This is a genomic window from Enterobacter wuhouensis, from assembly GCF_035835995.1.
GTDB classification, from domain to species: Bacteria; Pseudomonadota; Gammaproteobacteria; order Enterobacterales; family Enterobacteriaceae; genus Enterobacter; species Enterobacter wuhouensis.
Genome location: NZ_CP142124.1, coordinates 527,389 through 549,565 on the forward strand (window position 1 = coordinate 527,389; position 22,177 = coordinate 549,565).

The 22,177-nt window shown below is 55.7% G+C and carries 25 protein-coding genes; 16 read left to right on the forward strand and 9 right to left on the reverse strand.

Annotated elements, in window-relative coordinates; all coding sequences use genetic code 11:
* Positions 1-132 precede the first annotated feature (132 nt).
* Complete coding sequence (yjfP, locus tag VPX56_RS02570) at positions 133-855, forward strand: esterase (protein ID WP_326469674.1); 723 nt, start codon at positions 133-135, stop codon at positions 853-855.
* Here yjfP and ulaR read toward each other — a convergent pair.
* Together ulaR and ulaG are read right to left on the reverse strand one after the other, a co-directional pair.
* On the reverse strand, positions 852-1,607 hold the full coding sequence (gene ulaR / locus VPX56_RS02575; RefSeq protein ID WP_263611431.1) for an HTH-type transcriptional regulator UlaR: 756 nt from the start codon (positions 1,605-1,607) through the stop codon (positions 852-854). The two genes, yjfP and ulaR, sit on opposite strands and share 4 nt — an antisense overlap.
* A 111-nt stretch (positions 1,608-1,718) precedes the next feature.
* Complete coding sequence (ulaG, locus tag VPX56_RS02580) at positions 1,719-2,783, reverse strand: L-ascorbate 6-phosphate lactonase (protein WP_131634185.1); 1,065 nt, start codon at positions 2,781-2,783, stop codon at positions 1,719-1,721.
* 360 nt (positions 2,784-3,143) lie between these two features.
* Here ulaG and ulaA point away from each other — a divergent pair, with 360 nt between their 5' ends.
* The 6 genes from ulaA to VPX56_RS02610 are packed head-to-tail and all read left to right on the forward strand — an operon-like array spanning position 3,144 to position 7,551.
* The gene (gene ulaA / locus VPX56_RS02585; protein ID WP_131634184.1) at positions 3,144-4,544 is read left to right on the forward strand and encodes a PTS ascorbate transporter subunit IIC; all 1,401 of its coding nucleotides are present in this window, start codon (positions 3,144-3,146) and stop codon (positions 4,542-4,544) included.
* A gap of 12 nt (positions 4,545-4,556) precedes the next feature.
* A complete protein-coding gene (gene ulaB / locus VPX56_RS02590) occupies positions 4,557-4,862 on the forward strand; it encodes a PTS ascorbate transporter subunit IIB (RefSeq protein ID WP_000218362.1) in 306 nt (101 codons plus the stop codon).
* A gap of 9 nt (positions 4,863-4,871) precedes the next feature.
* Positions 4,872-5,339: a PTS ascorbate transporter subunit IIA gene (gene ulaC, locus VPX56_RS02595; RefSeq protein WP_032643822.1), complete on the forward strand. Its 468-nt coding sequence runs from the start codon at positions 4,872-4,874 to the stop codon at positions 5,337-5,339.
* A 12-nt stretch (positions 5,340-5,351) separates the two neighbouring features.
* A complete protein-coding gene (gene ulaD / locus VPX56_RS02600; protein WP_023334265.1) occupies positions 5,352-6,002 on the forward strand; it encodes a 3-keto-L-gulonate-6-phosphate decarboxylase UlaD in 651 nt (216 codons plus the stop codon).
* A 9-nt stretch (positions 6,003-6,011) separates the two neighbouring features.
* Complete coding sequence (locus VPX56_RS02605) at positions 6,012-6,872, forward strand: L-ribulose-5-phosphate 3-epimerase (protein WP_326469680.1); 861 nt, start codon at positions 6,012-6,014, stop codon at positions 6,870-6,872.
* A complete protein-coding gene (locus VPX56_RS02610) occupies positions 6,865-7,551 on the forward strand; it encodes an L-ribulose-5-phosphate 4-epimerase (RefSeq protein WP_326469682.1) in 687 nt (228 codons plus the stop codon). Before VPX56_RS02605 ends, VPX56_RS02610 begins: the two co-directional genes overlap by 8 nt.
* A 138-nt stretch (positions 7,552-7,689) precedes the next feature.
* Here VPX56_RS02610 and yjfY read toward each other — a convergent pair whose 3' ends face one another.
* Positions 7,690-7,965 (reverse strand): DUF1471 family protein YjfY, encoded by a 276-nt coding sequence (gene yjfY, locus VPX56_RS02615; protein WP_326469684.1) that lies wholly within the window; start codon positions 7,963-7,965, stop codon positions 7,690-7,692.
* A 343-nt stretch (positions 7,966-8,308) separates the two neighbouring features.
* Between yjfY and rpsF the strand changes: the two genes are divergently transcribed.
* From rpsF to VPX56_RS02640, 5 genes are all read left to right on the forward strand, one after another.
* Positions 8,309-8,704 (forward strand): 30S ribosomal protein S6, encoded by a 396-nt coding sequence (gene rpsF, locus VPX56_RS02620; protein ID WP_014068637.1) that lies wholly within the window; start codon positions 8,309-8,311, stop codon positions 8,702-8,704.
* 6 nt (positions 8,705-8,710) lie between these two features.
* Positions 8,711-9,025, forward strand: a complete 315-nt coding sequence (gene priB / locus VPX56_RS02625; protein ID WP_014068638.1) for a primosomal replication protein N — start codon at positions 8,711-8,713, stop codon at positions 9,023-9,025.
* 4 nt (positions 9,026-9,029) lie between these two features.
* Positions 9,030-9,257 carry a 30S ribosomal protein S18 gene (rpsR, locus tag VPX56_RS02630; RefSeq protein ID WP_000135199.1) on the forward strand — a complete coding sequence of 76 codons (228 nt, stop codon included), beginning with the start codon at positions 9,030-9,032 and terminating at the stop codon, positions 9,255-9,257.
* 41 nt (positions 9,258-9,298) lie between these two features.
* Positions 9,299-9,748, forward strand: a complete 450-nt coding sequence (gene rplI / locus VPX56_RS02635; RefSeq protein WP_131634180.1) for a 50S ribosomal protein L9 — start codon at positions 9,299-9,301, stop codon at positions 9,746-9,748.
* Positions 9,749-9,898: 150 nt separating this feature from the next.
* Positions 9,899-10,828 (forward strand): DMT family transporter, encoded by a 930-nt coding sequence (locus VPX56_RS02640; RefSeq protein WP_131634179.1) that lies wholly within the window; start codon positions 9,899-9,901, stop codon positions 10,826-10,828.
* A 45-nt stretch (positions 10,829-10,873) separates the two neighbouring features.
* On the opposite strand, the gene VPX56_RS02645 is transcribed toward VPX56_RS02640, so the two are convergent.
* On the reverse strand, positions 10,874-11,506 hold the full coding sequence (locus tag VPX56_RS02645; protein ID WP_326469689.1) for an OapA family protein: 633 nt from the start codon (positions 11,504-11,506) through the stop codon (positions 10,874-10,876).
* A 232-nt stretch (positions 11,507-11,738) separates the two neighbouring features.
* Here VPX56_RS02645 and fklB point away from each other — a divergent pair, with 232 nt between their 5' ends.
* Both fklB and cycA read left to right on the forward strand, forming a co-directional pair.
* Positions 11,739-12,359 carry a BamJ family beta-barrel-assembly machinery protein gene (fklB, locus tag VPX56_RS02650; protein ID WP_172411118.1) on the forward strand — a complete coding sequence of 207 codons (621 nt, stop codon included), beginning with the start codon at positions 11,739-11,741 and terminating at the stop codon, positions 12,357-12,359.
* A gap of 309 nt (positions 12,360-12,668) precedes the next feature.
* Positions 12,669-14,078: a D-serine/D-alanine/glycine transporter gene (cycA, locus tag VPX56_RS02655; protein ID WP_326469691.1), complete on the forward strand. Its 1,410-nt coding sequence runs from the start codon at positions 12,669-12,671 to the stop codon at positions 14,076-14,078.
* 53 nt (positions 14,079-14,131) lie between these two features.
* On the opposite strand, the gene ytfE is transcribed toward cycA, so the two are convergent.
* A complete protein-coding gene (gene ytfE / locus VPX56_RS02660) occupies positions 14,132-14,794 on the reverse strand; it encodes an iron-sulfur cluster repair protein YtfE (RefSeq protein ID WP_326469693.1) in 663 nt (220 codons plus the stop codon).
* Positions 14,795-15,038: 244 nt separating this feature from the next.
* Between ytfE and VPX56_RS02665 the strand changes: the two genes are divergently transcribed.
* Complete coding sequence (locus VPX56_RS02665; RefSeq protein ID WP_326469695.1) at positions 15,039-16,688, forward strand: methyl-accepting chemotaxis protein; 1,650 nt, start codon at positions 15,039-15,041, stop codon at positions 16,686-16,688.
* A 79-nt stretch (positions 16,689-16,767) separates the two neighbouring features.
* Here the strand turns inward: VPX56_RS02665 and VPX56_RS02670 are convergent, their stop codons facing one another.
* The 3 genes from VPX56_RS02670 to VPX56_RS02680 all read right to left on the reverse strand — a co-directional run bounded on the left by VPX56_RS02670 (position 16,768) and on the right by VPX56_RS02680 (position 19,563).
* Positions 16,768-17,733 carry a DMT family transporter gene (locus VPX56_RS02670; protein ID WP_326469697.1) on the reverse strand — a complete coding sequence of 322 codons (966 nt, stop codon included), beginning with the start codon at positions 17,731-17,733 and terminating at the stop codon, positions 16,768-16,770.
* A 75-nt stretch (positions 17,734-17,808) separates the two neighbouring features.
* The gene (locus tag VPX56_RS02675; RefSeq protein WP_238459658.1) at positions 17,809-18,633 is read right to left on the reverse strand and encodes an AraC family transcriptional regulator; all 825 of its coding nucleotides are present in this window, start codon (positions 18,631-18,633) and stop codon (positions 17,809-17,811) included.
* 81 nt (positions 18,634-18,714) lie between these two features.
* Positions 18,715-19,563, reverse strand: coding sequence for an SDR family oxidoreductase (locus VPX56_RS02680; protein WP_326469700.1), 849 nt, complete (start codon positions 19,561-19,563; stop codon positions 18,715-18,717).
* A gap of 84 nt (positions 19,564-19,647) precedes the next feature.
* Here VPX56_RS02680 and VPX56_RS02685 point away from each other — a divergent pair, with 84 nt between their 5' ends.
* Positions 19,648-20,034: a winged helix-turn-helix transcriptional regulator gene (locus tag VPX56_RS02685; protein WP_263611422.1), complete on the forward strand. Its 387-nt coding sequence runs from the start codon at positions 19,648-19,650 to the stop codon at positions 20,032-20,034.
* Positions 20,035-20,132: 98 nt separating this feature from the next.
* Here VPX56_RS02685 and VPX56_RS02690 read toward each other — a convergent pair whose 3' ends face one another.
* Complete coding sequence (locus tag VPX56_RS02690; protein WP_326469702.1) at positions 20,133-22,076, reverse strand: bifunctional 2',3'-cyclic-nucleotide 2'-phosphodiesterase/3'-nucleotidase; 1,944 nt, start codon at positions 22,074-22,076, stop codon at positions 20,133-20,135.
* Positions 22,077-22,177: the final 101 nt, after the last annotated feature.

Here is a 22,177-nt window from a genome sequence, read left to right on the forward strand (position 1 = left end):
AGTGATCTCTAAATTTAGTTTTGGGGGAATGTTCCCGAAGTGTTATCTGGGGCGTAATTTTCGAATGAAAATAGCATGAAACCGTAACCCAGCTCTCAACATTATGAATCATTAATTCGCACGGGTATGACAATGATTGAACTTGAGATACGCCGCCTCGGCGATCGTGAAATAGTACACGCCTTCCCTTCAGGAAAAGGTGAGAAGGCGTTGCCTGTAGTGGTCTTTTATCATGGATTTACCTCATCAAAGCTGGTCTACAGCTATTTTGCCGTCGCGCTGGCGCAGGCTGGTTTTCGCGTTGTGATGCCTGATGCGCCCGATCACGGTGCGCGGTTTACAGGCGACGAACAGGCCCGTCTTGGGCAGTTCTGGCAAATCCTGCATGGTAGCCTGACCGAATTTACCGGGCTGCGCGATACGCTTTATCAGGCGGGGCTGGTGGCGGACGAACGTCTGGCGGTGGCCGGGGCCTCAATGGGAGGGATGACCGCGCTTGGGATCATGACGCGCCATCCTGAGGTGAAGTCCGTAGCGTGCCTGATGGGGTCTGGGTACTTCACTTCCTTGTCTAAAACGCTCTTTCCACCGCATGAGTCAGCGGAGATTGAAGCCCTGCTGGCGGATTGGGAGGTCGCTCGTGCGCTGCCGCGCGTGGCAGACCGTCCGCTGCTTCTGTGGCACGGCGATGCGGACGATGTTGTCCCCCCTGGCGAAACCTTCCGGTTACAGCAGGCGCTGCAGCATGAAGGGCTGGACGGAAATCTGACCTGCCTGTGGGAAGCGGGGGTTCGACACCGCATTACGCCGACGGCGCTGGATGCGACCGTGGACTTTTTCCTTCAGCACCTTTAAACACGGAGCACGTTGACGCCCTGATCTTCCAGCTTCTGGAGGATCTCCGGGTTGGCATTTTTCCCCGTGATAACCATGCTGATCAGTTCTGCGCGGCTGAACAGCATGCCCGCGCGCTCGCCTACTTTGCTGCTATCGACCAGAACCACCAGCTTGCCCACCACGTTAAGCATGTTCTGTTCTGCCATGGCGGTCAGCATATCAGTTTTATACAGCCCATCAGCGGTGAGACCCTTACCGCTGGTGAACATCCAGTGTCCGGCATAGAGGCTATTTTCACTGTCCTGGGGGCTTAACGTGATGGACTGGCTCTTATTATATTGACCGCCCATAATCACCACGCTTTCATGCTCCTGGTCGATGAGATAGTTAGCAAGTGGCAAATAGTTAGTAATAATTTGCACTGGCTTCCCACACATCTCCTGGCCCAGCAGAAACGCCGTGGAGCCGCAGTTGATCACCACGCTCTCACCGGGTTTTACCAGCTGCGACGCGGCTCTGGCAATTCGCACTTTTTCATCGTGGTTCTGCGCCTGATGGATGTTCATCGGCGTCCAGCGGGGGCGCTGCTGGCTGATGGCTTCCGCACCGTTGCGGACTTTTTTCAGCTTGCCGCTTTCATCCAGCTTGTTGATATCTCGTCGTGCCGTCGCCGGGGAAATGCCTAAACGATCCATCACTTTCTCGACGGTGACAAACCCTGTTTGCGCCAGGAGTTCCAGTAAAATTTGATGCCGTTGCGCTTCCGTCATGAGCTATTCCGATAAGAATTGATTTGAAAAGATGATATTTGAAATAGCATGAAATTACTAAAAGAAATGTGAAATCGCCAGACACAACGGTCTGGCGATTTGGCTTCACAATCAGAGGAAGGACTTGAACGGCAGGTCAGGCTCAATGGTGAAGCAGTCATCGAAACCGCGAGGGTAGTGGTACTCGAGATTGTCTTTGTCCAGTGGCCAGGTGAACTTGCCGCCCACCTGCCAGATGAACGGCTTAAAGCCATACTTGAGACGGTCTTTTTTCATTTCCCACAGGACGCGGATTTCCTGCGGATCGGCCTGGAAGTTTGACCAAATATCGTGGTGGAACGGGATCACCACTTTGGTATTCAGCGCTTCCGCCATGCGCAGCATATCGGCGCTGGTCATTTTGTCGGTGATGCCGCGCGGGTTTTCACCGTAGGAGCCGAGCGCCACGTCGATCTGATGTTCGTTACCGTGTTTCGCGTAGTAGTTAGAGTAGTGGGAGTCGCCGCTGTGATACAGGGAGCCGCCAGGCGTCTTGAACAGGTAGTTCACCGCACGCTCGTCCATACCATCTGGCAATACGCCTGCCGCTTTCTGATCGGCTGGCAGAGTAATCAGTGCAGTACGGTCAAAGGCATCCAGGGCGTGAATTTCCACGTCTTTGATTTTCACCACGTCGCCCGGTTTCATCACGATGCAACGCTCTTTTGGCACACCCCAGCCGATCCACAAATCCACGCAGGTTTGCGGCCCAATGAACGGAACGTCGTCAGCGCAGTTTTGCATGACCGCGGCAGCGACGTTCACATCAATATGATCGTTGTGATCGTGGGTAGAGAGCACGGCGTCGATCTGACGAATGGCAAAAGGATCGAGGACAAACGGCGTGGTACGCAGGTTTGGCTGGAGCTTTTCCACACCTGCCATACGCTGCATCTGGTGGCCTTTTTTCATCAGCGGGTTGCCGTGGCTCTGTTTGCCAGTACCGCACCAAAAATCGACACAAATATTCGCACCGCCTTCTGATTTCAGCCAGATACCGGTGCAGCCCAGCCACCACATTGCAAACGTGCCAGGAGCAACCTGTTCCTGCTCAATCTCTTCGTTCAGCCAGCTGCCCCATTCCGGGAAGGTGCTCAGAATCCATGATTCACGGGTGATGGTGTTTACTTTACTCATCGTTCGACTCCTGGTTTTAATCAAAAGTAATCATATAGTGATTTGTTATGATTAACTCTGGCACTCTTTGAATTGCTTTGCAACGGGTAAATTGCGGAATTTTATCTACGCGCTATCACGGAAAATCCGTTTTTATGTTGTTAATATAACCATTATTAAGTATCAACATTATGAATTATAAGCAATAATTCATTTGTCTGAATCGGTAGTGAAATTCATTATTAACTTCGTGGAAATAATTTGCGTGATACGTCACAAATAATCAAATGCAATCTTGTGGTGATTATTTGTGATTACTAGAGTGATGGCACACACCGCGCAGGGATTATCCCTTCGTGTTCTCAATTTCTGGAGAGAGTTATGGAGATCCTCTACAACGTCTTTACCGTGTTCTTTAATCAGGTAATGACTAACGCCCCGCTGCTGCTGGGTATCGTGACGTGCCTGGGCTACATCCTTCTGCGCAAAAGCGTCAGCGTTATTATCAAAGGCACCATCAAAACCATTATCGGCTTCATGCTGCTGCAGGCGGGTTCAGGCATTCTGACCAGCACCTTTAAGCCGGTTGTCGCCAAAATGTCGGAAGTGTATGGCATCAACGGCGCCATCTCAGATACCTACGCATCAATGATGGCCACCATCGACCGAATGGGAGATGCCTATAGCTGGGTGGGATACGCCGTACTGCTGGCGCTGGCGCTGAACATTATCTACGTGCTGCTGCGCCGCATTACCGGCATTCGCACCATCATGCTGACGGGCCATATCATGTTCCAGCAGGCGGGGCTGATTGCGGTTTCTCTCTACATCTTTGGCTACCCAATGTGGACCACGATTATCTGCACCGCGGTGCTGGTTTCGCTCTACTGGGGCATCACCTCCAACATGATGTACAAGCCAACGCAGGAAGTGACCGACGGCTGCGGCTTTTCCATCGGACACCAGCAGCAGTTTGCCTCCTGGATTGCCTATAAAGTCGCGCCGTTCCTGGGCAAAAAAGAAGAGAGCGTTGAAGATCTTAAGCTGCCGGGCTGGCTGAATATCTTCCACGACAACATCGTCTCCACCGCGATTGTGATGACCATCTTCTTTGGCGCCATTCTGCTCTCCTTCGGCATTGACGTGGTGCAGGCGATGGCGGGCAAGACCCACTGGACGGTCTATATCCTGCAGACCGGCTTCTCCTTCGCGGTGGCCATTTTCATCATCACCCAGGGCGTGCGCATGTTCGTCGCCGAACTGTCGGAAGCCTTCAACGGTATTTCCCAGCGCCTGATCCCCGGTGCGGTGCTGGCGATTGACTGTGCGGCTATCTATAGCTTTGCGCCAAACGCCGTGGTCTGGGGCTTTATGTGGGGCACCATCGGCCAGCTGATTGCGGTAGGCATTCTCGTGGGCTGCGGCTCCTCAATCCTGATTATTCCAGGCTTTATCCCGATGTTCTTCTCCAACGCCACCATCGGCGTCTTTGCTAACCACTTCGGCGGCTGGCGCGCGGCGCTCAAGATCTGCCTGGTGATGGGCATGGTTGAAATCTTCGGTTGCGTGTGGGCGGTCAAGCTTACCGGCATGAGCGCCTGGATGGGCATGGCGGACTGGTCAATTCTGGCACCGCCGATGATGCAGGGCTTTGCCTCCGTCGGGCTGATCTTTATGGCCGTCATTATCCTGATTGCACTGGCTTATATGTTCTTCGCAGGCCGTTCTCTGCGCGCCGAAGAAGATGCAGAAAAACAAACAGCAGAAGTTTCTGCTCATTAAGGAGTTTCGATTATGACCGTACGTATCCTGGCTGTGTGTGGCAATGGGCAAGGCAGCTCCATGATCATGAAGATGAAAGTGGATCAATTTTTAACCCAGTCAAACATCGACCACACGGTGAACAGTTGCGCAGTGGGCGAATACAAAAGTGAACTGAGCGGCGCGGACATCATCATCGCCTCTACCCATATCGCCGGTGAAATCACCGTGACGGGCAATAAATATGTGGTGGGCGTGCGCAACATGCTGTCGCCTGCGGATTTCGGACCAAAACTGCTGGAAGTGATCAAAGAGCACTTCCCACAAGACGTGAAGTAAGGACGAAACATGAAACTACGTGATTCGCTGGCGGAGAATAATTCCATCCTTTTACAGGCCGAGGCCAGCACCTGGCAGGAAGCGGTAAAGCTGAGCGTGGATCTGCTTGTTAAGGCTGACGTTGTCGAGCCGCGTTATTACCAGGCCATCCTCGATGGCGTCGCGCAGCACGGCCCTTACTTTGTCATTGCGCCAGGCCTGGCAATGCCGCATGGCCGCCCGGAAGAGGGCGTCAAAAAAACCGGCTTCGCGCTGGTGACGCTGAAAACGCCGCTGGTTTTTAACCACGAAGATAACGACCCGGTCGATATCCTGATCACCATGGCCGCCGTGGATGCCAACACGCATCAGGAGGTGGGCATCATGCAGATCGTCAATCTGTTTGATGATGAGGCCAATTTCGACCGTTTACGCGCCTGCCGTACCGAGCAGGACGTGCTGGATTTAATCGATCACGCCACTGCGGCGGCAGTCTAAGAGGAATTGAACATGTCATTACCAATGTTGCAGGTTGCGCTGGATAACCAGACGCTGTCCCACGCTTACGAAACCACCCGCCTGATTGCGGAAGAAGTCGACATTATCGAAGTAGGCACCATTTTGTGCGTAGGCGAGGGCGTTCGCGCCGTTCGCGACCTGAAGGCGCTCTATCCGCATAAAATCGTGCTGGCAGATGCGAAGATCGCCGACGCAGGCAAAATCCTTTCCCGCATGTGCTTTGAAGCGAACGCTGACTGGGTCACCGTGATCTGCTGTGCGGATATCAACACCGCCAAAGGCGCGCTGGACGTGGCAAAAGAGTTTAACGGCGACGTGCAGATTGAACTGACCGGCTTCTGGACCTGGGAGCAGGCGCAGGAGTGGCGCGATGCGGGCATTCAGCAGGTGGTGTATCACCGCAGCCGTGATGCGCAGGCCGCTGGCGTGGCGTGGGGTGAAGCGGATATCAGCGCTATCAAACGTCTGGCGGATATGGGCTTTAAAGTCACCGTCACCGGCGGCCTGGCGCTGGAAGATCTGCCGCTGTTCCAGGGCATTCCAATTCACGTCTTTATTGCCGGTCGCAGCATTCGCGATGCCGCGTCTCCGGTGGAAGCCGCGCGTCAGTTCAAACGCTCAATCGCTCAGCTTTGGGGCTAAGGAGCGGGTATGTTGTCTAAACAGGTCCCGCTTGGCATCTATGAAAAGGCACTCCCTGCGGGGGAGTGCTGGCTGGAGCGGCTACAGCTGGCAAAACAGCTGGGCTTCGATTTTGTCGAAATGTCCGTGGATGAAACGGACGAGCGCCTCTCTCGCCTCGACTGGAGCCGCGAGCAGCGTCTGGCGCTGGTGAGCGCCGTTGCCGAAACGGGCGTGCGCGTGCCGTCCATGTGCCTGAGCGCTCACCGTCGTTTTCCGCTCGGCAGCGAAGATGATGCCGTGCGTGCGCAGGGGCTGGAAATCATGCGTAAAGCCATTCGCTTTGCGCAGGATGTCGGTATCCGCGTGATCCAGCTTGCCGGGTATGACGTTTACTATCAGGAAGCCAACGATGAAACGCGCCGTCGTTTCCGTGACGGCCTGAAAGAGAGCGTTGAGATGGCAAGCCGCGCGCAGGTGACGCTGGCGATGGAGATCATGGACTACCCGCTGATGAACTCCATCAGCAAGGCGCTGGGCTACGCGCACTATCTCAATAACCCGTGGTTCCAGCTTTATCCCGATATCGGCAACCTGTCGGCATGGGATAACGATGTACAGATGGAGCTGCAGGCGGGGATTGGGCATATCGTGGCGGTGCACGTCAAAGATACTCGTCCAGGCGTATTCAAAAATGTTCCGTTCGGCGCCGGGGTGGTGGATTTCGAACGGTGCTTCGAAACGCTCAAACAGACGGGGTATTGCGGGCCTTACCTGATTGAGATGTGGAGCGAAACGTCAGCCGATCCGGCTGCGGAAGTGGCAAAAGCGCGTGATTGGGTGCGCGAAAGCATGACGCGGGCGGGGTTGCTGGAGGCTGAACATGCTTAAGCTTAAACAGCAGGTCTTTGAGGCCAACATGGATCTGCCGCGCTATGGCCTGGTGACGTTCACCTGGGGCAACGTGAGCGCTATCGATCGCGAGCAGGGGCTGGTCGTGATCAAGCCGAGCGGTGTGGCGTATGACACCATGAAAGCTGAAGATATGGTGGTGGTGGATCTCGAAGGGCATGTCGTTGACGGCAAATGGCGGCCTTCATCAGATACCGCAACCCACCTGGCGCTGTATCGACGTTACCCATCGCTTGGTGGCGTGGTGCATACGCACTCGACGCACGCCACGGCCTGGGCGCAGGCGGGGTTGCCCATTCCGGCGCTTGGGACAACCCATGCGGACTACTTCTTTGGCGACATCCCCTGCACGCGGGCATTAACGCAGGTCGAGGTAGAAGGGGAGTACGAACTCAATACCGGGAAGGTGATCATCGACACGTTGGGTGCAAGTGAGCCGCTGCATACGCCGGGGATTGTGGTGTATCAGCATGGTCCATTCGCCTGGGGGAAAGATGCGCACGATGCCGTGCATAATGCGGTGGTGATGGAAGAGGTGGCAAAAATGGCGTGGATTGCTCGCGGCATTAATCCGCAGCTTTCGGGTATTGATGACTACCTGATGAACAAGCATTTCATGCGCAAGCATGGTCCCAATGCCTACTACGGGCAGAAGTAAATAAGTGCTCTGGGATACCGAAACAGTTGTAACCGGTGGTATTCCGGAGCCATTCACAAAAAAAGCCCCCGGGCAGGGGGCAAGTCAAAGTATGGCTATGTTCTCTTTGTTGGCTTTCCTGGTGCTAGCGTTAAAGCGTTATCGGTAAATATCTGCACTGGCGTGCATATTGCCGTTGCTGCCGGGCTCACGGGTTAACATCACGTGGTAATACTTTGCGCCCTGCGCGTCGGTTTCTTCATTCAGTGCCTGATCTGCTTCACTTTCGGTGGCGAAATTATGATTAATGTAGATTACGCCTAAGCTTTGCACATCATCCATGTTTCTGGCCTGTCGGCCATCTATCTTGATGGCGGCCATTGCGTTTGCGCTGAGCAATAGCGCTGCCATTACGGCAAATGCGATTCTTTTCATGATATGCGCTCCACGACTGCGTTCTGTGTAAGGGGTAATGATTCTCCTTTTGCCTTTGGTTGTGCTCTGATTAAAGTTTAATCGCTTATCGTATGGGGATGAATGACCATTTCTGATGCACTTGTTCAAAAAAACAGCGCTTCAAGATGTGATTAATTTTAAATCACCCACTTAGACCCGCTTCGCGCTTTGTGCGAATTATTTGTGCAATCAGCTTGAGTTTCCTGGGGGGCGCAAGTATTATGACGCGTCAATTTTTCAGCCGACCTTTAACACGTTCCTTGCCTCCCCGGGCCTCGGCTGACCCAGACAGGAGGCTGAATAATCCGTAAGGAGCAATTCGATGCGTCATTACGAAATCGTTTTTATGGTCCATCCTGACCAGAGCGAACAGGTTCCGGGTATGATCGAGCGTTACTCTGCTGCCATCACTGGTGCAGAAGGTACGATCCACCGTCTGGAAGACTGGGGCCGCCGTCAGCTGGCTTACCCGATCAACAAACTGCACAAAGCACACTACGTTCTGATGAACGTTGAAGCGCCGCAGGAAGTGATCGATGAGCTGGAAACTACCTTCCGCTTCAACGATGCCGTTATCCGCAGCATGGTTATGCGTACCAAAAACGCAGTTACCGAAGCATCTCCGATGGTTAAAGCGAAAGACGAGCGCCGTGAGCGTCGCGATGATTTCGCAAACGAAACCGCAGATGATTCTGATGCTGGGGATTCTGAAGAGTAATTTCTGATGACCAACCGTCTGGTGTTGTCAGGCACAGTGTGCAGGACCCCCCTTCGAAAGGTCAGTCCATCAGGAATTCCGCATTGCCAGTTCGTGCTTGAGCATCGTTCTGTGCAAGAGGAAGCCGGGTTTCACCGGCAGGCGTGGTGCCAAATGCCCGTTATTATTAGCGGACACGAAAACCAGGCCATTACTCACAGTATAACGGTCGGTAGCGCAGTAATCGTTCAGGGGTTCATTTCTTGCCATAAGGCAAAGAACGGCCTGAGCAAAATGGTTCTGCATGCCGAGCAGATTGATTTGATAGATTCTGGAGACTAGCCATATGGCACGTTATTTCCGTCGTCGCAAGTTCTGCCGTTTCACCGCGGAAGGCGTTCAAGAGATCGACTATAAAGATATCGCAACGCTGAAAAACTACATCACCGAAAGCGGTAAGATTGTCCCAAGCCGTATCACCGGTACTCGTGCAAAATACCAGCGTCAGCTGGCTCGCGCTATCAAACGCGCTCGCTACCTGTCCCTGCTGCCGTACACTGATCGTCATCAGTAATCGGGCACGGTCCATTAATACGACTTTAAGAGGATAAGGTAATGCAAGTTATTCTGCTTGATAAAGTAGCAAACCTGGGCAGCCTGGGTGATCAGGTTAACGTTAAAGCGGGTTACGCACGTAACTTCCTGGTACCACAGGGTAAAGCTGTTCCAGCTACCAAGAAAAACGTTGAGTTTTTCGAAGCACGTCGCGCTGAACTGGAAGCCAAACTGGCTGACGTTCTGGCGGCTGCTAACGCTCGCGCTGAAGCAATCAACGCACTGGGCACCGTTACCATCGCGTCTAAATCAGGCGACGAAGGTAAACTGTTCGGTTCCATCGGTACCCGCGATATCGCTGATGCAGTAACTGCAGCAGGCGTTAAAGTGGCTAAGAGCGAAGTTCGCATGCCGAACGGCGTTCTGCGTACCACTGGTGAGCACGAAGTTGACTTCCAGGTTCACAGCGAAGTGTTCGCTAAACTGGTTGTTAACGTAGTAGCTGAGTAATTTTTTACTCTGCTCACGTCGAAGCGCCGGCCTTGTGCCGGCGTTTTGCTTTTTAAGCGACCCGACAGGCTCTTTTGATCTTGTATGGTAGCTATTCCTGACGCATTCTCTGATAATAATTGAAACGCAATTTTATTTATGAGATTTGCTATGGATACCCCTCTACCCACGCCCGTTTTTGCCCGTCGTAATGTGGCCTATGCCTGCGCCACGCTCTGCTGTCTGCTTTGGGGTAGCTCCTACCCGGCCATTAAAAGCGGTTATGAACTCTTCCAGATAGCGACCGATGATATTCCGTCGAAGGTTGTGTTTGCCGGATACCGTTTCCTGTTTGCCGGTGCTTTACTGCTGCTGTTTGCCTTAGCGCAGCGCAAGCCCATCGCCAGGCTGACGCCGACGCAGTTTGGCCAGCTGACGATCCTGGGGCTGACGCAAACGTCGATCCAGTACACCTTCTTTTATATCGGGCTGGCGTATACAACCGGCGTCAACGGGTCGATCATGAACGCCACCGGAACCTTCTTCAGCGTGCTGCTGGCGCACTTTATCTACCACAACGACAAGCTGAGCTATAACAAAACGCTGGGCTGTATTCTCGGCTTTGCCGGGGTCATGCTGGTGAACTTCCACAGCGGGTTGAGCGAATTCCACTTTGTCTGGAACGGTGACGGATTCGTGGTGCTGGCGGCTTTTATTCTCTCTGCCGCGACGCTGTATGGAAAACGTATCTCGCAGACCGTTGACCCCACGGTCATGACCGGCTGGCAGCTGGCGATCGGTGGTCTGGTTTTGGTCGTTGGCGGCTATGCGACAGGCGGAACGCTGGAAGTCCACAGCGTGAAGGCCGTGGCCGTGCTGGGGTATCTGACGCTGCTTTCATCCGTGGCGTTTGCGCTGTGGAGCGTGCTTCTGAAAGTAAACCGCGTCAGTATGATTGCGCCGTTTAACTTCGTTGTACCGGTGGCGGGCACGGTCCTGTCCGCCATTTTCCTCGGGGAAAACATTCTGGATATCAAATATGCAATTGCGCTGGTATTGGTCTGTTCGGGGATCTGGTGGGTGAATAAGCGGAGTGCCTGAGAACAGTGTGCCGGGTGGCGGATACGCCTTACCCGGCCTACAGAACTAGCGTGCGCGAATAAAACTGCCGTCGGTCTGACGGGTAAACAGCACCTGCTGGCCATTTCCGGTATCGATCGTCAGCCCGGTCACCACGCCGCTGGCGTTCTGACGGATCTGCACCATCTGACCATTCTGCAGGTTGCTCAGCGGTTTGCCTGCGCCTTCAACCTGCGCCATGGCGTAGACGTCTGTCGCAGGAAGGTTATGATCGCGAAACAGTTGCGCCAGCGTTTTGCCGGGCTCCACGCGATATGAGCGCCACTGCTGCTCGATGCCGGTCGGCTGTTGAGGCTGCTCCTGAGCCTGCTCCTGGGACTGATCTTCCTGAACGGGTTCGGGTTCAACCGGGGCGACCTGGCCCGGATCGTTAGATGGCGTCACCAGCTGCGTCTGCATGGGCTGCGCGTCCGGCTGAGGCCGCGTTTGCGACTGGATATCCAGCTGTGCATTACGGGTTACGGGAGCGTTGTCGACGTCATCGCCGCCGGAGGGCAGCAGGAAGCCCACGATCACCAGCAGTGCGCCAATGATAATCCCCCTGCGATGCAGAGGAGGCAGCGGGTCCATGAGGCGAAAGTTATCCGGCGCATGCCAGATTTTCGCCAGGGTAGGTTTCAGTTCAAATCGCCCGGGCATGGCTCTCCTCCTGCTCCGCGTCTTTTATATCCTGTGCTCGAAGTATAGTTCGCTAACTGCCTGAACGGCGTAGCAAACCCGACATCCGTGACATCAGTTCGGGATTAATCCTGGTTCTCTCTATTGTTTCCGTTTCGCCGCGGTTTGTCACCTTAACTTAAGACAAAGTTTTACCCATAGGGGCATGGCTGATATGCTGCCCGCTACTTTAAATGTGATGGAAGGAAAACCCATGACCACCCCGACTTTTGACACTATCGAAGCGCAGGCAAGCTACGGCATCGGCTTGCAGGTAGGACAGCAGCTGAGCGAATCCGGCCTGGAAGGTCTGTTACCGGAAGCGCTGGTGGCGGGTATCGCTGACGCGCTGGAAGGCAATCATCCGGCCGTACCGGTAGACGTTGTGCACCGTGCGCTGCGCGAAATCCACGAACGTGCTGACGCCGTGCGTCGCGCGCGCTTCGAAGAGATGGCAGCAGAAGGCGTGAAATATCTGGAAGAGAACCGCGAGCGCGAAGGCGTGAACAGCACCGAATCCGGCCTGCAGTTCCGCGTGATCAACCAGGGCGACGGCGCTATCCCGGCGCGTACCGACCACGTTCGCGTGCACTACACCGGTAAGCTGATCGACGGCACCGTGTTCGACAGCTCCGTTGCGCGCGGCGAACCGGCTGAATTCCCGGTTAACGGCGTTATAGCGGGCTGGATCGAAGCGCTGACCCTGATGCCGGTCGGTTCCAAGTGGGAACTGACCATTCCTCAGAACCTGGCGTACGGCGAACGCGGCGCTGGCGCGTCCATCCCGCCGTTCAGCACCCTGGTGTTTGAAGTCGAGCTGCTGGAAATCCTGTAATCGACTTTTATTTCCTCTCTCCGCCCGGGGAGAGGAAAATAGTGATAAAACCCATAGTTACGACGGAATCAACATTTTATCTTGCAAACGAAACTGTTGCGTGTATTTTTGTGAGCTGTTTCGCGCTGTATGAGTGATATGACACTCACTTTCAACATATTATTAACATAATATCTAAATCATAGTATTCATCCCGCCGATTCTTACCTAATATCGATTAGCCCTTACAGGGGTACCGTCATTTTTTGACGTATCTAAAGGCCAGAAGAGCCTTAACAACACAGACAGGCATAAACAGGAAAATATCACATGGTAGATCAGGTCAAAGTCGCCGCCGCGGAAGAGGCGTCGTCTGAACAGTCGCTGCGGCGAAATCTCACAAACCGTCATATACAGCTTATCGCTATCGGGGGTGCCATCGGTACCGGGCTGTTTATGGGGTCGGGCAAAACCATCAGCCTTGCCGGGCCGTCGATCATCTTCGTTTATATGATCATCGGTTTTATGCTCTTCTTCGTGATGCGCGCAATGGGTGAATTGCTGCTCTCGAACCTCGAATACAAATCCTTCAGCGACTTTGCTTCCGATCTGCTCGGCCCTTGGGCGGGCTATTTCACCGGCTGGACCTACTGGTTCTGCTGGGTCGTGACCGGTATGGCGGACGTTGTCGCTATAACCGCGTATGCACAGTTTTGGTTCCCCGGCCTGTCGGACTGGGTGGCTTCGCTGGCGGTCATTATCCTGCTGCTGAGCCTGAACCTCGCCACCGTTAAGATGTTCGGTGAGATGGAGTTCTGGTTCGCGATGATCAAAATCGTGGCGATTGTGGGGCTGATTGTCGTCGGTCTGGTGATGGTGCTGACGCACTTCCAGTCGCCAACCGGCGTTCAGGCGTCGTTTACCCATCTGTGGAATGACGGCGGCTGGTTCCCGAAAGGCATCAGCGGCTTCTTTGCGGGCTTCCAGATTGCGGTGTTTGCGTTTGTGGGTATTGAGCTGGTGGGCACCACCGCGGCGGAAACCAAAGATCCGGAGAAATCCCTGCCTCGCGCAATCAACTCCATTCCGGTGCGTATCATCATGTTCTACGTGTTTGCGCTGATCATTATTATGTCGGTAACCCCGTGGAGCTCTGTCGTACCAACCAAGAGCCCGTTCGTTGAGCTGTTCGTGCTGGTGGGCCTGCCTGCCGCCGCGAGCCTGATCAACTTCGTGGTGCTGACCTCTGCGGCCTCCTCGGCGAACAGCGGCGTGTTCTCAACCAGCCGTATGCTGTTTGGTCTGGCGCAGGAAGGCGTGGCCCCGAGCGCGTTCGCCAAGCTCTCTAAGCGCGCGGTACCGGCGAAAGGGCTGACTTTCTCCTGCATCTGCCTGCTGGGCGGCGTGGTGATGCTCTACGTGAACCCAAGCGTGATCGGTGCGTTCACCATGATCACCACGGTGTCAGCGATCCTGTTCATGTTCGTCTGGACCATCATCCTGTGCTCGTACCTGGTGTACCGCAAACAGCGTCCACATCTGCATGAAAAATCGATCTACAAGATGCCGCTGGGCAAGCTGATGTGCTGGGTGTGTATGGCGTTCTTCGTCTTCGTACTGGTGCTGCTGACGCTGGAAGAGGATACCCGTCAGGCGCTGATCGTCACGCCGCTGTGGTTTATCGCGCTGGGGCTTGGCTGGATGTTCATCGGTAAGAAACGTATGGCGGGCATGCGGTAGTAGGTTCGAAAGGTATGTAGGCCCGGTAAGCGCTAGCGCCACCGGGCTTTTTTTTATTCCCCGGCCAATGCCCGCGGGAACAGCACGTTATTCTCAAGACTGATGTGTTCCATCAGGTCGTCGATCATCTCGTTAATGCCGTTGTACATCGCTTTCCAGGTGGTGCACGCTTCTGGCGGCGGCGTGACGTTGTTGGTGGTGTGCTTGATCACGTCCAGCAGTTCGCCGGCGTCATCATGTTCGCTTTCCATTACGCTGATCGGGCCCATCGCCTGGCTGCCCATGCCCTGCTTGATCATCGGGAAGAGGATCTGCTCTTCTTTCATCATGTGGCTGGAAAGCTCTTCGTGCAGCATGGACAGATACTTCGCCAGGCCGCGCGGTACGGAAGGTTTGTCGGCGTGAACGCGCTCCACTTTGGTTGCCTGCAGGATCAGCTCCGGCAGCTGCTCGCGGTGGCGGTCGTGGTAACGCACGATGATATGGTCGATGATCTCCGCAAGCGGTGCGGTGCGCCAGTCCTTGTCGATGGGCTGCTCGGCCAGCTGCGCCAGCTCTGCTTCAATTACCTCGACATCCAGCTCTTTGCGCGAGGCCGCACGCGCCAGCGTTTGCTTACCGCCGCAGCAGTAATCCATATCGTATTTACGGAACAGCGCAGAAGCGCGAGGGATGGAGAGCGCCAGCTCGCCCAGGGGTTGGTCGCGGAAGGCCATAGCAGTTACCTCATCATCAATAATATAAGATGCATTTTAAATGCATCTTTAAGGCGATGCTATAACCCTTTAGTGGCAAGGTTAAAATGCGATGCCGATCACAAAAAAATGTCTCGTTTAACTCACTGAATGGATTTAGAAAATGGCTTTCGAAAGTTTTTAAAGGTGTAGAAACAGTAAACAACGCGCCGTGCCTGCCGATAGATACACGTCAGACAATACCTGCATATAAAAAAGGCAACGCATGTTTAAACGTATAAAAGTTATAACCCTTCTGATCTCGGTGCTGCTCGTGCTCGGCATCATGCAGCTGATCTCTGCCGGCATTTTCATTAATGCGCTGAATAACGATAAAGATAACTTCACCGTTTCTCAGCTCTCCAGCCAGAACGTGGCGGAATTTACCGACGCCTGGATCAGCCTGAACCAGGCGCGCGTGACGCTGAACCGCGGCATGCTGCGCCTGCAAAGCAGCATGGCGTCGCAGATTAACGGCGGTCAGCTGAACGAGCTGGTGAACACCGCGAAAAACCTGCTGGCCGATGCCCAGGCGCATTACGATAAATACTACGCGCTGCCGGAAACCACGGGTCTGGATGAAAAACTGGCCGATCGGCTGGAGGAGCAGTACCGCATATATTCTGCCACGCTGACTCAAATGAACGTGCTGCTGGGCCAGGGCAATCTGGAAGATATGTTTAAACAGAACGCCGAGCAGAAGCAGACGGCGATGCAAAAGGTCTACCGCGAGTGGCGCGAGGCGCAGGCCGCGCTCACGGATAAAGGCATTCAGGATAACGAAAGCGACTATAAGCGCATCCTGTGGATCCTTTCTGCCGTCATGATTCTCGTCATTGCGGTGATTATCTCCAGCTGGATTGCGATGCGTCGCGTGCTGCTGCTGCCTCTGGAGGAGGTCATCAACCATATCCGCGCCATCGCTGCAGGGGATTTGACCCAGCCGATTCAGGCACAGGGTAAAAACGAAATGGCGATCCTGGCCCGCAACGTTCAGGAAATGCAAACGTCGCTGGCGAACACGGTGGGCGTGGTGCGTGAAGGCGCAGATACCATTTACACCGGCGCGGGCGAAATCTCTGCGGGCAGTAACGATCTCTCTTCCCGTACCGAGCAGCAGGCCGCGTCTCTGGAAGAGACCGCTGCCAGCATGGAACAGCTGACCGCCACCGTGAAGCAGAACGCCGATAACGCGCGTCAGGCTTCCCGGCTGGCGCTGGATGCCTCCTCAACCGCGAAGAAGGGCGGCAACGTGGTGGAAGGCGTGGTGCGTACGATGGACGAAATCGCCACCAGCTCCAGCAAAATTGCGCAAATTACCAACGTGATCGACGGCATTGCCTTCCAGACCAACATTCTGGCGCTGAACGCGGCGGTGGAAGCGGCGCGCGCGGGCGAACAGGGCCGCGGCTTTGCGGTCGTCGCGGGCGAAGTCCGTACCCTTGCCCAGCGCAGCGCCCAGGCGGCGAAAGAGATTAAGGCGCTGATTGATGATTCCGGCGAGCGCGTGAATGCGGGTTCTCAGCTGGTGAACGAAGCGGGCGCGACGATGGCCGAGATCGTCAATGCGGTCACGCGCGTCACCGACATCATGGGTGAAATTGCCTCGGCCTCTGACGAGCAGAGCCGCGGTATCGATCAGGTCGGTCAGGCGGTGGCGGAGATGGACCGCGTCACCCAGCAGAACGCCTCGCTGGTGGAGGAGTCTGCGGCGGCCGCGGCGGCGCTGGAAGATCAGGCTGCACGCCTGAACGAAGCGGTGGCGGTGTTTAAAATAACCCGCAATCAGGCAGTGAAAGCCGCGCCGGTGAAGAGCTATGTGCCAAAAGCGCAGCCGGTAGCGACCGCGTCTGAAGCGAACTGGGAAACGTTTTAAGGGCTTGCCCGGTGGCGGCTACGCCTTACCGGGCCTACGGTTTTGTAGGCCCTGCATGCGCCGCGCCGCTGGGCAATGCTCACATCTCGGACGCCGGAACGACCCTCGGTTTTTCCGGCTTCGCTCTTACCGCAATCACCACCCCCACGACCAGCAATAATATCCCACAGGCCGTTAGCAGCGGCGGTACGCTCTGGCGCATCAGGAAGGTGTACAGCAATCCGGCCAGGGTTTCGAAGACAATGAGCGGCCCTAAAATCACCGTCGGCAATTTCTGGCTGGCAATATTCCAGCACAGCGCGCCAACCCACGAGCACAGCACCGCAATCGCCACCATCAGGCCTACAAACAGCCACGGTCTTGGACCGAAGGGCTGGGCAAATTCCGGCTGTTGATGGCCTAACCAGATACACGCGCCGACATACCCCACGAGCGAGACGGGCAACGTCACCAGCGCCTGCGCTGTCGCCCACATCATCGGGTGCTTGTCCGGGTTCTCCCGCAGCCAGCGCGCGTTGCGCAGGGCATACCACGCCCAACACACCACGGAAATAAAGGCCAGCATGATGCCGGAACCGTAACGCCACAGGTCAACGTCATCCAGCCCGTGACTCAGCTCGGCAACGTTCACACAGACCAGCCCTACGGCGATGCATACCAGTGCAGGGGCCATCTTTGACCAGGCCAGCTTGCCGTCGCGGTGGCTGTAGAGCAGATTCGCGAACACAGGAATAACGACCGGTAGCGTGCCGATGATCATGGTCGACACCGGCGCGCCGGTGCGCTGTATCGCGCTAGCCAGGCAAACGTAATAGATGAGATTGCCCATCATGGTCAGCGCCAGCGCGGTCAGCCAGTCCTGGCGGCTAAGCTGGCGCAAGCGTGCCCGCCCCAGCCAGGCCAGAGGGAGGGCAATCAGCCCCAGCGCCAGATAACGTCCCGTGGACTGCAGTATCGCCGGGTATTCCGGCACTATCAGCGGGCCGACAAAAATCAACCCCCACATCAAACCTGCAAGCAGGGCATACAACACTCCGCTAATCATTTTTCCATCCACATTGATTTACTTTGCACTCAGTGTAGGAGGGCGAAATACGTGCGTATTGTATGAGATTGCGCATTAGCGCTGCGCGACCTGCTTTTGATAACGCACTGGCGTAATGCCGTAGCGGCGGGTAAAGGCGCGGGTCAGATGCGACTGGTCGGTCAGCCCGGTTGCGGCAGCCACTTCGGCGGCAGGCATGCCGTGGGTAAGGAACGCTTTGGCGCGCCACAGGCGGATCGCCATCAGCATTTGATGCGGCGTGATGTGAAAATGGGCCTTGAACTGGCGCTGGAAATGGTACGGGCTGAGCGAGACAACGTTTGCCAGCTCGTCCAGCGTCAGAGGGTGCATATAGTTATCGTGCAGATACTCGCGAACACGTTCGAACCGGTGTGCGCCTTCCTGAATCACCGGTGCGTGATGGGCTAACGGTCGGAACGTCTCAATCAGATCCAGCAGCATGCCTTTTTGTGCCAGCGGGTCGTTCGTATGCCACAGGCCGTAAATCAGCTGGCCGATTTGCAGCGAGCGCTGCGGGTCGTAGCGGGTGACGTCGCTAAACCACCAGTGCCGCAGGCCGGTGACCTCTTCGAGCAAGTCGGGTTCGATATAGACCATCCGGTAGCGCCAGCCGTCTTCAGTGGCGGATTCCCCGGTGTGGATCTCGTCCGGGTTCATGGTGACAACGGATTTCTCGGGGGCGAGATGCTGAGTACCGCGATAGCGGAAGCGTTCTGCGCCGGTTTCAATGGTGCCAATGCCGAAGGCTTCGTGCGTGTGAGGCTCAAAGGCGTAGTCAGAGATATGTGCGTGATAGAGTTCCAGGCCCGGCAGCTGCGCCAGATGGCGAAAGCGCGCGCTGTCTCTCTCATCAATGAACTGTTCCGGTACGCCTTGCACGGTGAGCCTCCTCGTGGGTCATCGCTTTATTATCAGAGATGACCCGAGGGGATGCCACAAAAAATAACCAATCCGTAACAATTACAGGATGGCTTTGACGCTCTCCGCTAGCGCCGTCGTTGGGCGACCGATCAGCTTGCTCAGCGTGCGGCTGTCGTCAAACAGACCGCCTTTGGATGCGCCGGTGTCGGAATCCGCCAGCATATCCGCCAGTCCGGCAGGCAGGCCAACACCCTTCAGCGCGGCGGCAAAATCGGCCTCGCTCAGGTTCTGATACGCGACCGGCTTACCGCTCTGCTTGCTCAGCTCCGCTGCCAGCTCGCTCAGCGTCCAGGCGCTGTCGCCCGCCAGTTCATACACCTTGCCCGCATGGCCTTCTTCAGAAACCACTTTGGCCGCCGCCGCCGCGTAATCCGCACGGGTCGCTGAGGCAATTTTGCCTTCGCCAGCGGCCCCGATAAACACGCCGTGCTCCAGCGCAGGCGGCGCGCTCGCCAGATAGTTTTCGGTATACCAACCGTTGCGCAGCAGGGCGTAAGGCACGCCGGATTCTGCCAGCGCTTTCTCGGTTTGGACGTGTTCAACGTGCAGACCGAGCGGGGATTTGTCCGCATGCAGCAGGCTGGTGTAGGCGATAAACTTCACGCCTGCCGCTTTGGCGGCGTTAATGACGTTCTGGTGCTGCGCGGCGCGCTGGCCCACTTCGCTGGAGGAGATCAGCAGCAGTTTATCCACGCCGTTCAGCGCGGAAGTGAACGCGGCCTGGTCGGTGTAATCCGCCTGGCGAACCACAATACCCTGCTGGCTCAAGGCTTCAGCTTTTGCCGGGTTACGCACAATGGCGACAATCTGGTTTGCCGGAACGGTTTTCAGCAGTTCTTCAATAACGTGTTGGCCTAGCTGGCCGGTAGCGCCGGTAATCGCGATCATGATGAATCTCCTTCGTGTTTGTCTGGTGTTGTGGCACACTATCACCATCACTAACTTTTAGTAAGTACGTACAAAAAGGTAAGTATGAAAACGACGACGCCGACCCTCAGCGAGCAAATGCGCGACGGCAATCTGTTCGCGGAACAGTGTCCTTCGAGAGACGTGCTAAAGCACGTGACCAGCCGCTGGGGCGTGCTGATTCTGGTGGCGTTACAGCAGGGCACGCATCGCTTCAGCGACCTGCGGCGCAAGATGGGCGGCGTGAGTGAAAAAATGCTCGCTCAGTCTTTACAGGCGCTGGAGCAGGATGGGTTTATCGATCGCGTGTCGTATCCGGTTGTGCCGCCGCACGTAGAGTATAGCCTGACGCCGCTGGGCGTTGAGGTGAGCGAGAAGGTCGCCGCGCTGGCGGACTGGATTGAGGTGAACACGCCGAAGGTGATGGCGAACCGGGACGATCGTGCGGCGTAAAAGCCGGGTATGTACGGCCTGATGCCCTCACCCTGACCCTCTCCCACAGGGAGAGGGTACAAACACCAAAAACGGCAACGTGCGTTGCCGTTTTGCTTTTACCTGCTCAAATCCACCTGATAAATCGCGAACCCAATATCATCCGTTGCGACCTGTTTCATCGGGTACTGCGCCTTGTCCTTAATGAACGCGGCGGCCTTATCGGACGGTGAAGTTTCAAAGCGGATATCCAGCTTCGTCTCGCTGTGGATTGGTGCCAGACGCCAGTTGTTGTCCACCGCCGGGTGAATTTCGCCTGCCTTTTTCGATTCCGCACTGATCCACGCCGCCAGCACCGAGCGGTTCTCGTCCGGCGAGGCAAAAGCAATGTGGCTATCGCCCGTTCCGGCAAACTTGCCGCCGTAGGCGCGGTAGTTATTGGTCACCACCAGGAAGGTGGCGTTCGGGTCGATCGCCTTGCCGTTGAAGGTCAGGTTTTTAATGCGCTCCGCCTGCGGATTAATCGCCTGGCACTCGCCGTCATATTTTGCAGGCTGGGTGACGTCAATCTGATAGTTCACGCCGTCGATCACGTCGAAATTATAGGTGCGGAACCCGTCCCAGTTAATCAGCGACTGCGGTTTGCTGCTGTTCGGGTCGATCTGGTTAAACTGCCCGGCGGAGCACTCCAGCCACTCCTTCACCTCTTTCCCCGTCGCTTTGACGACGACCAGCGTATTCGGATAAAGATAGAGATCGGCGGCGTTACGGAAGGTCAATTGGCCTTTTTCGACCTCAACGTAGCTTGCCGGATCGTTCTTGCGCCCGCCCACCTTGAACGGCGCAGCGGCAGACAGTACCGGCAGTTTTGCCAGGTCCGGATCGCCCTGAATAAAGTGTTCGGCGTAGGCTTTCTGCGCCATGTTGACCACCTGGACGGTGGGGTCATCCTGCACCAGCGCCAGGAAGCTGTACATGTTGTCGGCTGACTTGCCGATAGGCTTGCTGACAAAGGCGCGCGTGGCGTCGTGGTCATGCTTCAGCACGTCGACCAGCTTTTTATCTTCACCGACCAGCGATTTTTTGGACGCAGCGTCGTAGATCGGACGCGCTTCCGCCTTCGACCGGGTAACCTTCCAGCTGCCGCCGTCGTTATTCAGCACCAGATCCACCACGCCAAGATGGTCGCCCCACATGCCCGGCATCACCGACGGCACGCCGTTGAGCGTCCCTTTCTCGATGTCTGCACCTTTAATGCTGGCGAAATCTTTGCCCGGGAAGACCGCGTGGGCGTGGCCGAACAGGATCGCGTCTACGCCCGGCACTTCGCTCAGGTAGTAGACCGAGTTCTCGGCCATCACCTGATACGGATCGGCAGACAGGCCCGAGTGGGCGACGACGACCACCAGATCGGCCCCTTTCTCACGCATCTCCGGCACGTATTTGCGCGCGGTTTCGGTGATGTCGTTGACGGTCACTTTCCCGTCAAGGTTGGTTTTATCCCACGTCATGATCTGCGGCGGCACAAAACCGATATAGCCAATCTTCAGCGTTTGCTTGTTACCGTCGCTGTCGACAACCTCGGTCTCTTTAATCAGGTAAGGGGTAAACAGCGGCTTTTTGGTCTTAACGTCGATGATATTGGCGTTAACGTACGGGAATTTTGCGCCCGCGAGCGCGTCATGGAGGTAGGTCAGGCCGTAGTTAAACTCGTGGTTGCCCAGGTTACCGACGGTATAATCCAGGGTATTCATCGCCTTATACACCGGGTGGATCTCGCCTTTTTTCAGCCCCTTCGCCGCCATGTAGTCGCCTAGCGGGCTGCCCTGAATCAAATCGCCATTATCGACCAGCACGCTATTTTTCACTTCGCCGCGTGCGGCGTTAATCAAACTTGCCGTACGTACCAGTCCGAATTTTTCGGTAGGTGTATCTTTGTAGTAATCGAAGTCCATCATGTTGCTGTGCAGGTCGGTGGTTTCCAGAATACGAAGATCCACCGTCGCCGCCTGAACGCTTGCCGCAATCAGCGTCGCCAGGAGCGTTGCGCTAAACTTAATCATCTGAGGAGTCCTTTTTTCGATCCAAGCCACAAAAGAATATGTATCTATAGTTTGTTGCTTACAGAAGTGTGAATCCTGCCAGAAAAAAGGGCAATGAAACC

Coding starts and splice junctions, on each gene's coding strand:
- yjfP (WP_326469674.1), top strand. CDS start 133: ATGATTGAACTTGAGATACGCCGCCTCGGCGATCGTGAAATAGTACAC.
- ulaR (WP_263611431.1), bottom strand. CDS start 1,607: ATGACGGAAGCGCAACGGCATCAAATTTTACTGGAACTCCTGGCGCAA.
- ulaG (WP_131634185.1), bottom strand. CDS start 2,783: ATGAGTAAAGTAAACACCATCACCCGTGAATCATGGATTCTGAGCACC.
- ulaA (WP_131634184.1), top strand. CDS start 3,144: ATGGAGATCCTCTACAACGTCTTTACCGTGTTCTTTAATCAGGTAATG.
- ulaB (WP_000218362.1), top strand. CDS start 4,557: ATGACCGTACGTATCCTGGCTGTGTGTGGCAATGGGCAAGGCAGCTCC.
- ulaC (WP_032643822.1), top strand. CDS start 4,872: ATGAAACTACGTGATTCGCTGGCGGAGAATAATTCCATCCTTTTACAG.
- ulaD (WP_023334265.1), top strand. CDS start 5,352: ATGTCATTACCAATGTTGCAGGTTGCGCTGGATAACCAGACGCTGTCC.
- VPX56_RS02605 (WP_326469680.1), top strand. CDS start 6,012: ATGTTGTCTAAACAGGTCCCGCTTGGCATCTATGAAAAGGCACTCCCT.
- VPX56_RS02610 (WP_326469682.1), top strand. CDS start 6,865: ATGCTTAAGCTTAAACAGCAGGTCTTTGAGGCCAACATGGATCTGCCG.
- yjfY (WP_326469684.1), bottom strand. CDS start 7,965: ATGAAAAGAATCGCATTTGCCGTAATGGCAGCGCTATTGCTCAGCGCA.
- rpsF (WP_014068637.1), top strand. CDS start 8,309: ATGCGTCATTACGAAATCGTTTTTATGGTCCATCCTGACCAGAGCGAA.
- priB (WP_014068638.1), top strand. CDS start 8,711: ATGACCAACCGTCTGGTGTTGTCAGGCACAGTGTGCAGGACCCCCCTT.
- rpsR (WP_000135199.1), top strand. CDS start 9,030: ATGGCACGTTATTTCCGTCGTCGCAAGTTCTGCCGTTTCACCGCGGAA.
- rplI (WP_131634180.1), top strand. CDS start 9,299: ATGCAAGTTATTCTGCTTGATAAAGTAGCAAACCTGGGCAGCCTGGGT.
- VPX56_RS02640 (WP_131634179.1), top strand. CDS start 9,899: ATGGATACCCCTCTACCCACGCCCGTTTTTGCCCGTCGTAATGTGGCC.
- VPX56_RS02645 (WP_326469689.1), bottom strand. CDS start 11,506: ATGCCCGGGCGATTTGAACTGAAACCTACCCTGGCGAAAATCTGGCAT.
- fklB (WP_172411118.1), top strand. CDS start 11,739: ATGACCACCCCGACTTTTGACACTATCGAAGCGCAGGCAAGCTACGGC.
- cycA (WP_326469691.1), top strand. CDS start 12,669: ATGGTAGATCAGGTCAAAGTCGCCGCCGCGGAAGAGGCGTCGTCTGAA.
- ytfE (WP_326469693.1), bottom strand. CDS start 14,794: ATGGCCTTCCGCGACCAACCCCTGGGCGAGCTGGCGCTCTCCATCCCT.
- VPX56_RS02665 (WP_326469695.1), top strand. CDS start 15,039: ATGTTTAAACGTATAAAAGTTATAACCCTTCTGATCTCGGTGCTGCTC.
- VPX56_RS02670 (WP_326469697.1), bottom strand. CDS start 17,733: ATGATTAGCGGAGTGTTGTATGCCCTGCTTGCAGGTTTGATGTGGGGG.
- VPX56_RS02680 (WP_326469700.1), bottom strand. CDS start 19,563: ATGATCGCGATTACCGGCGCTACCGGCCAGCTAGGCCAACACGTTATT.
- VPX56_RS02685 (WP_263611422.1), top strand. CDS start 19,648: ATGAAAACGACGACGCCGACCCTCAGCGAGCAAATGCGCGACGGCAAT.
- VPX56_RS02690 (WP_326469702.1), bottom strand. CDS start 22,076: ATGATTAAGTTTAGCGCAACGCTCCTGGCGACGCTGATTGCGGCAAGC.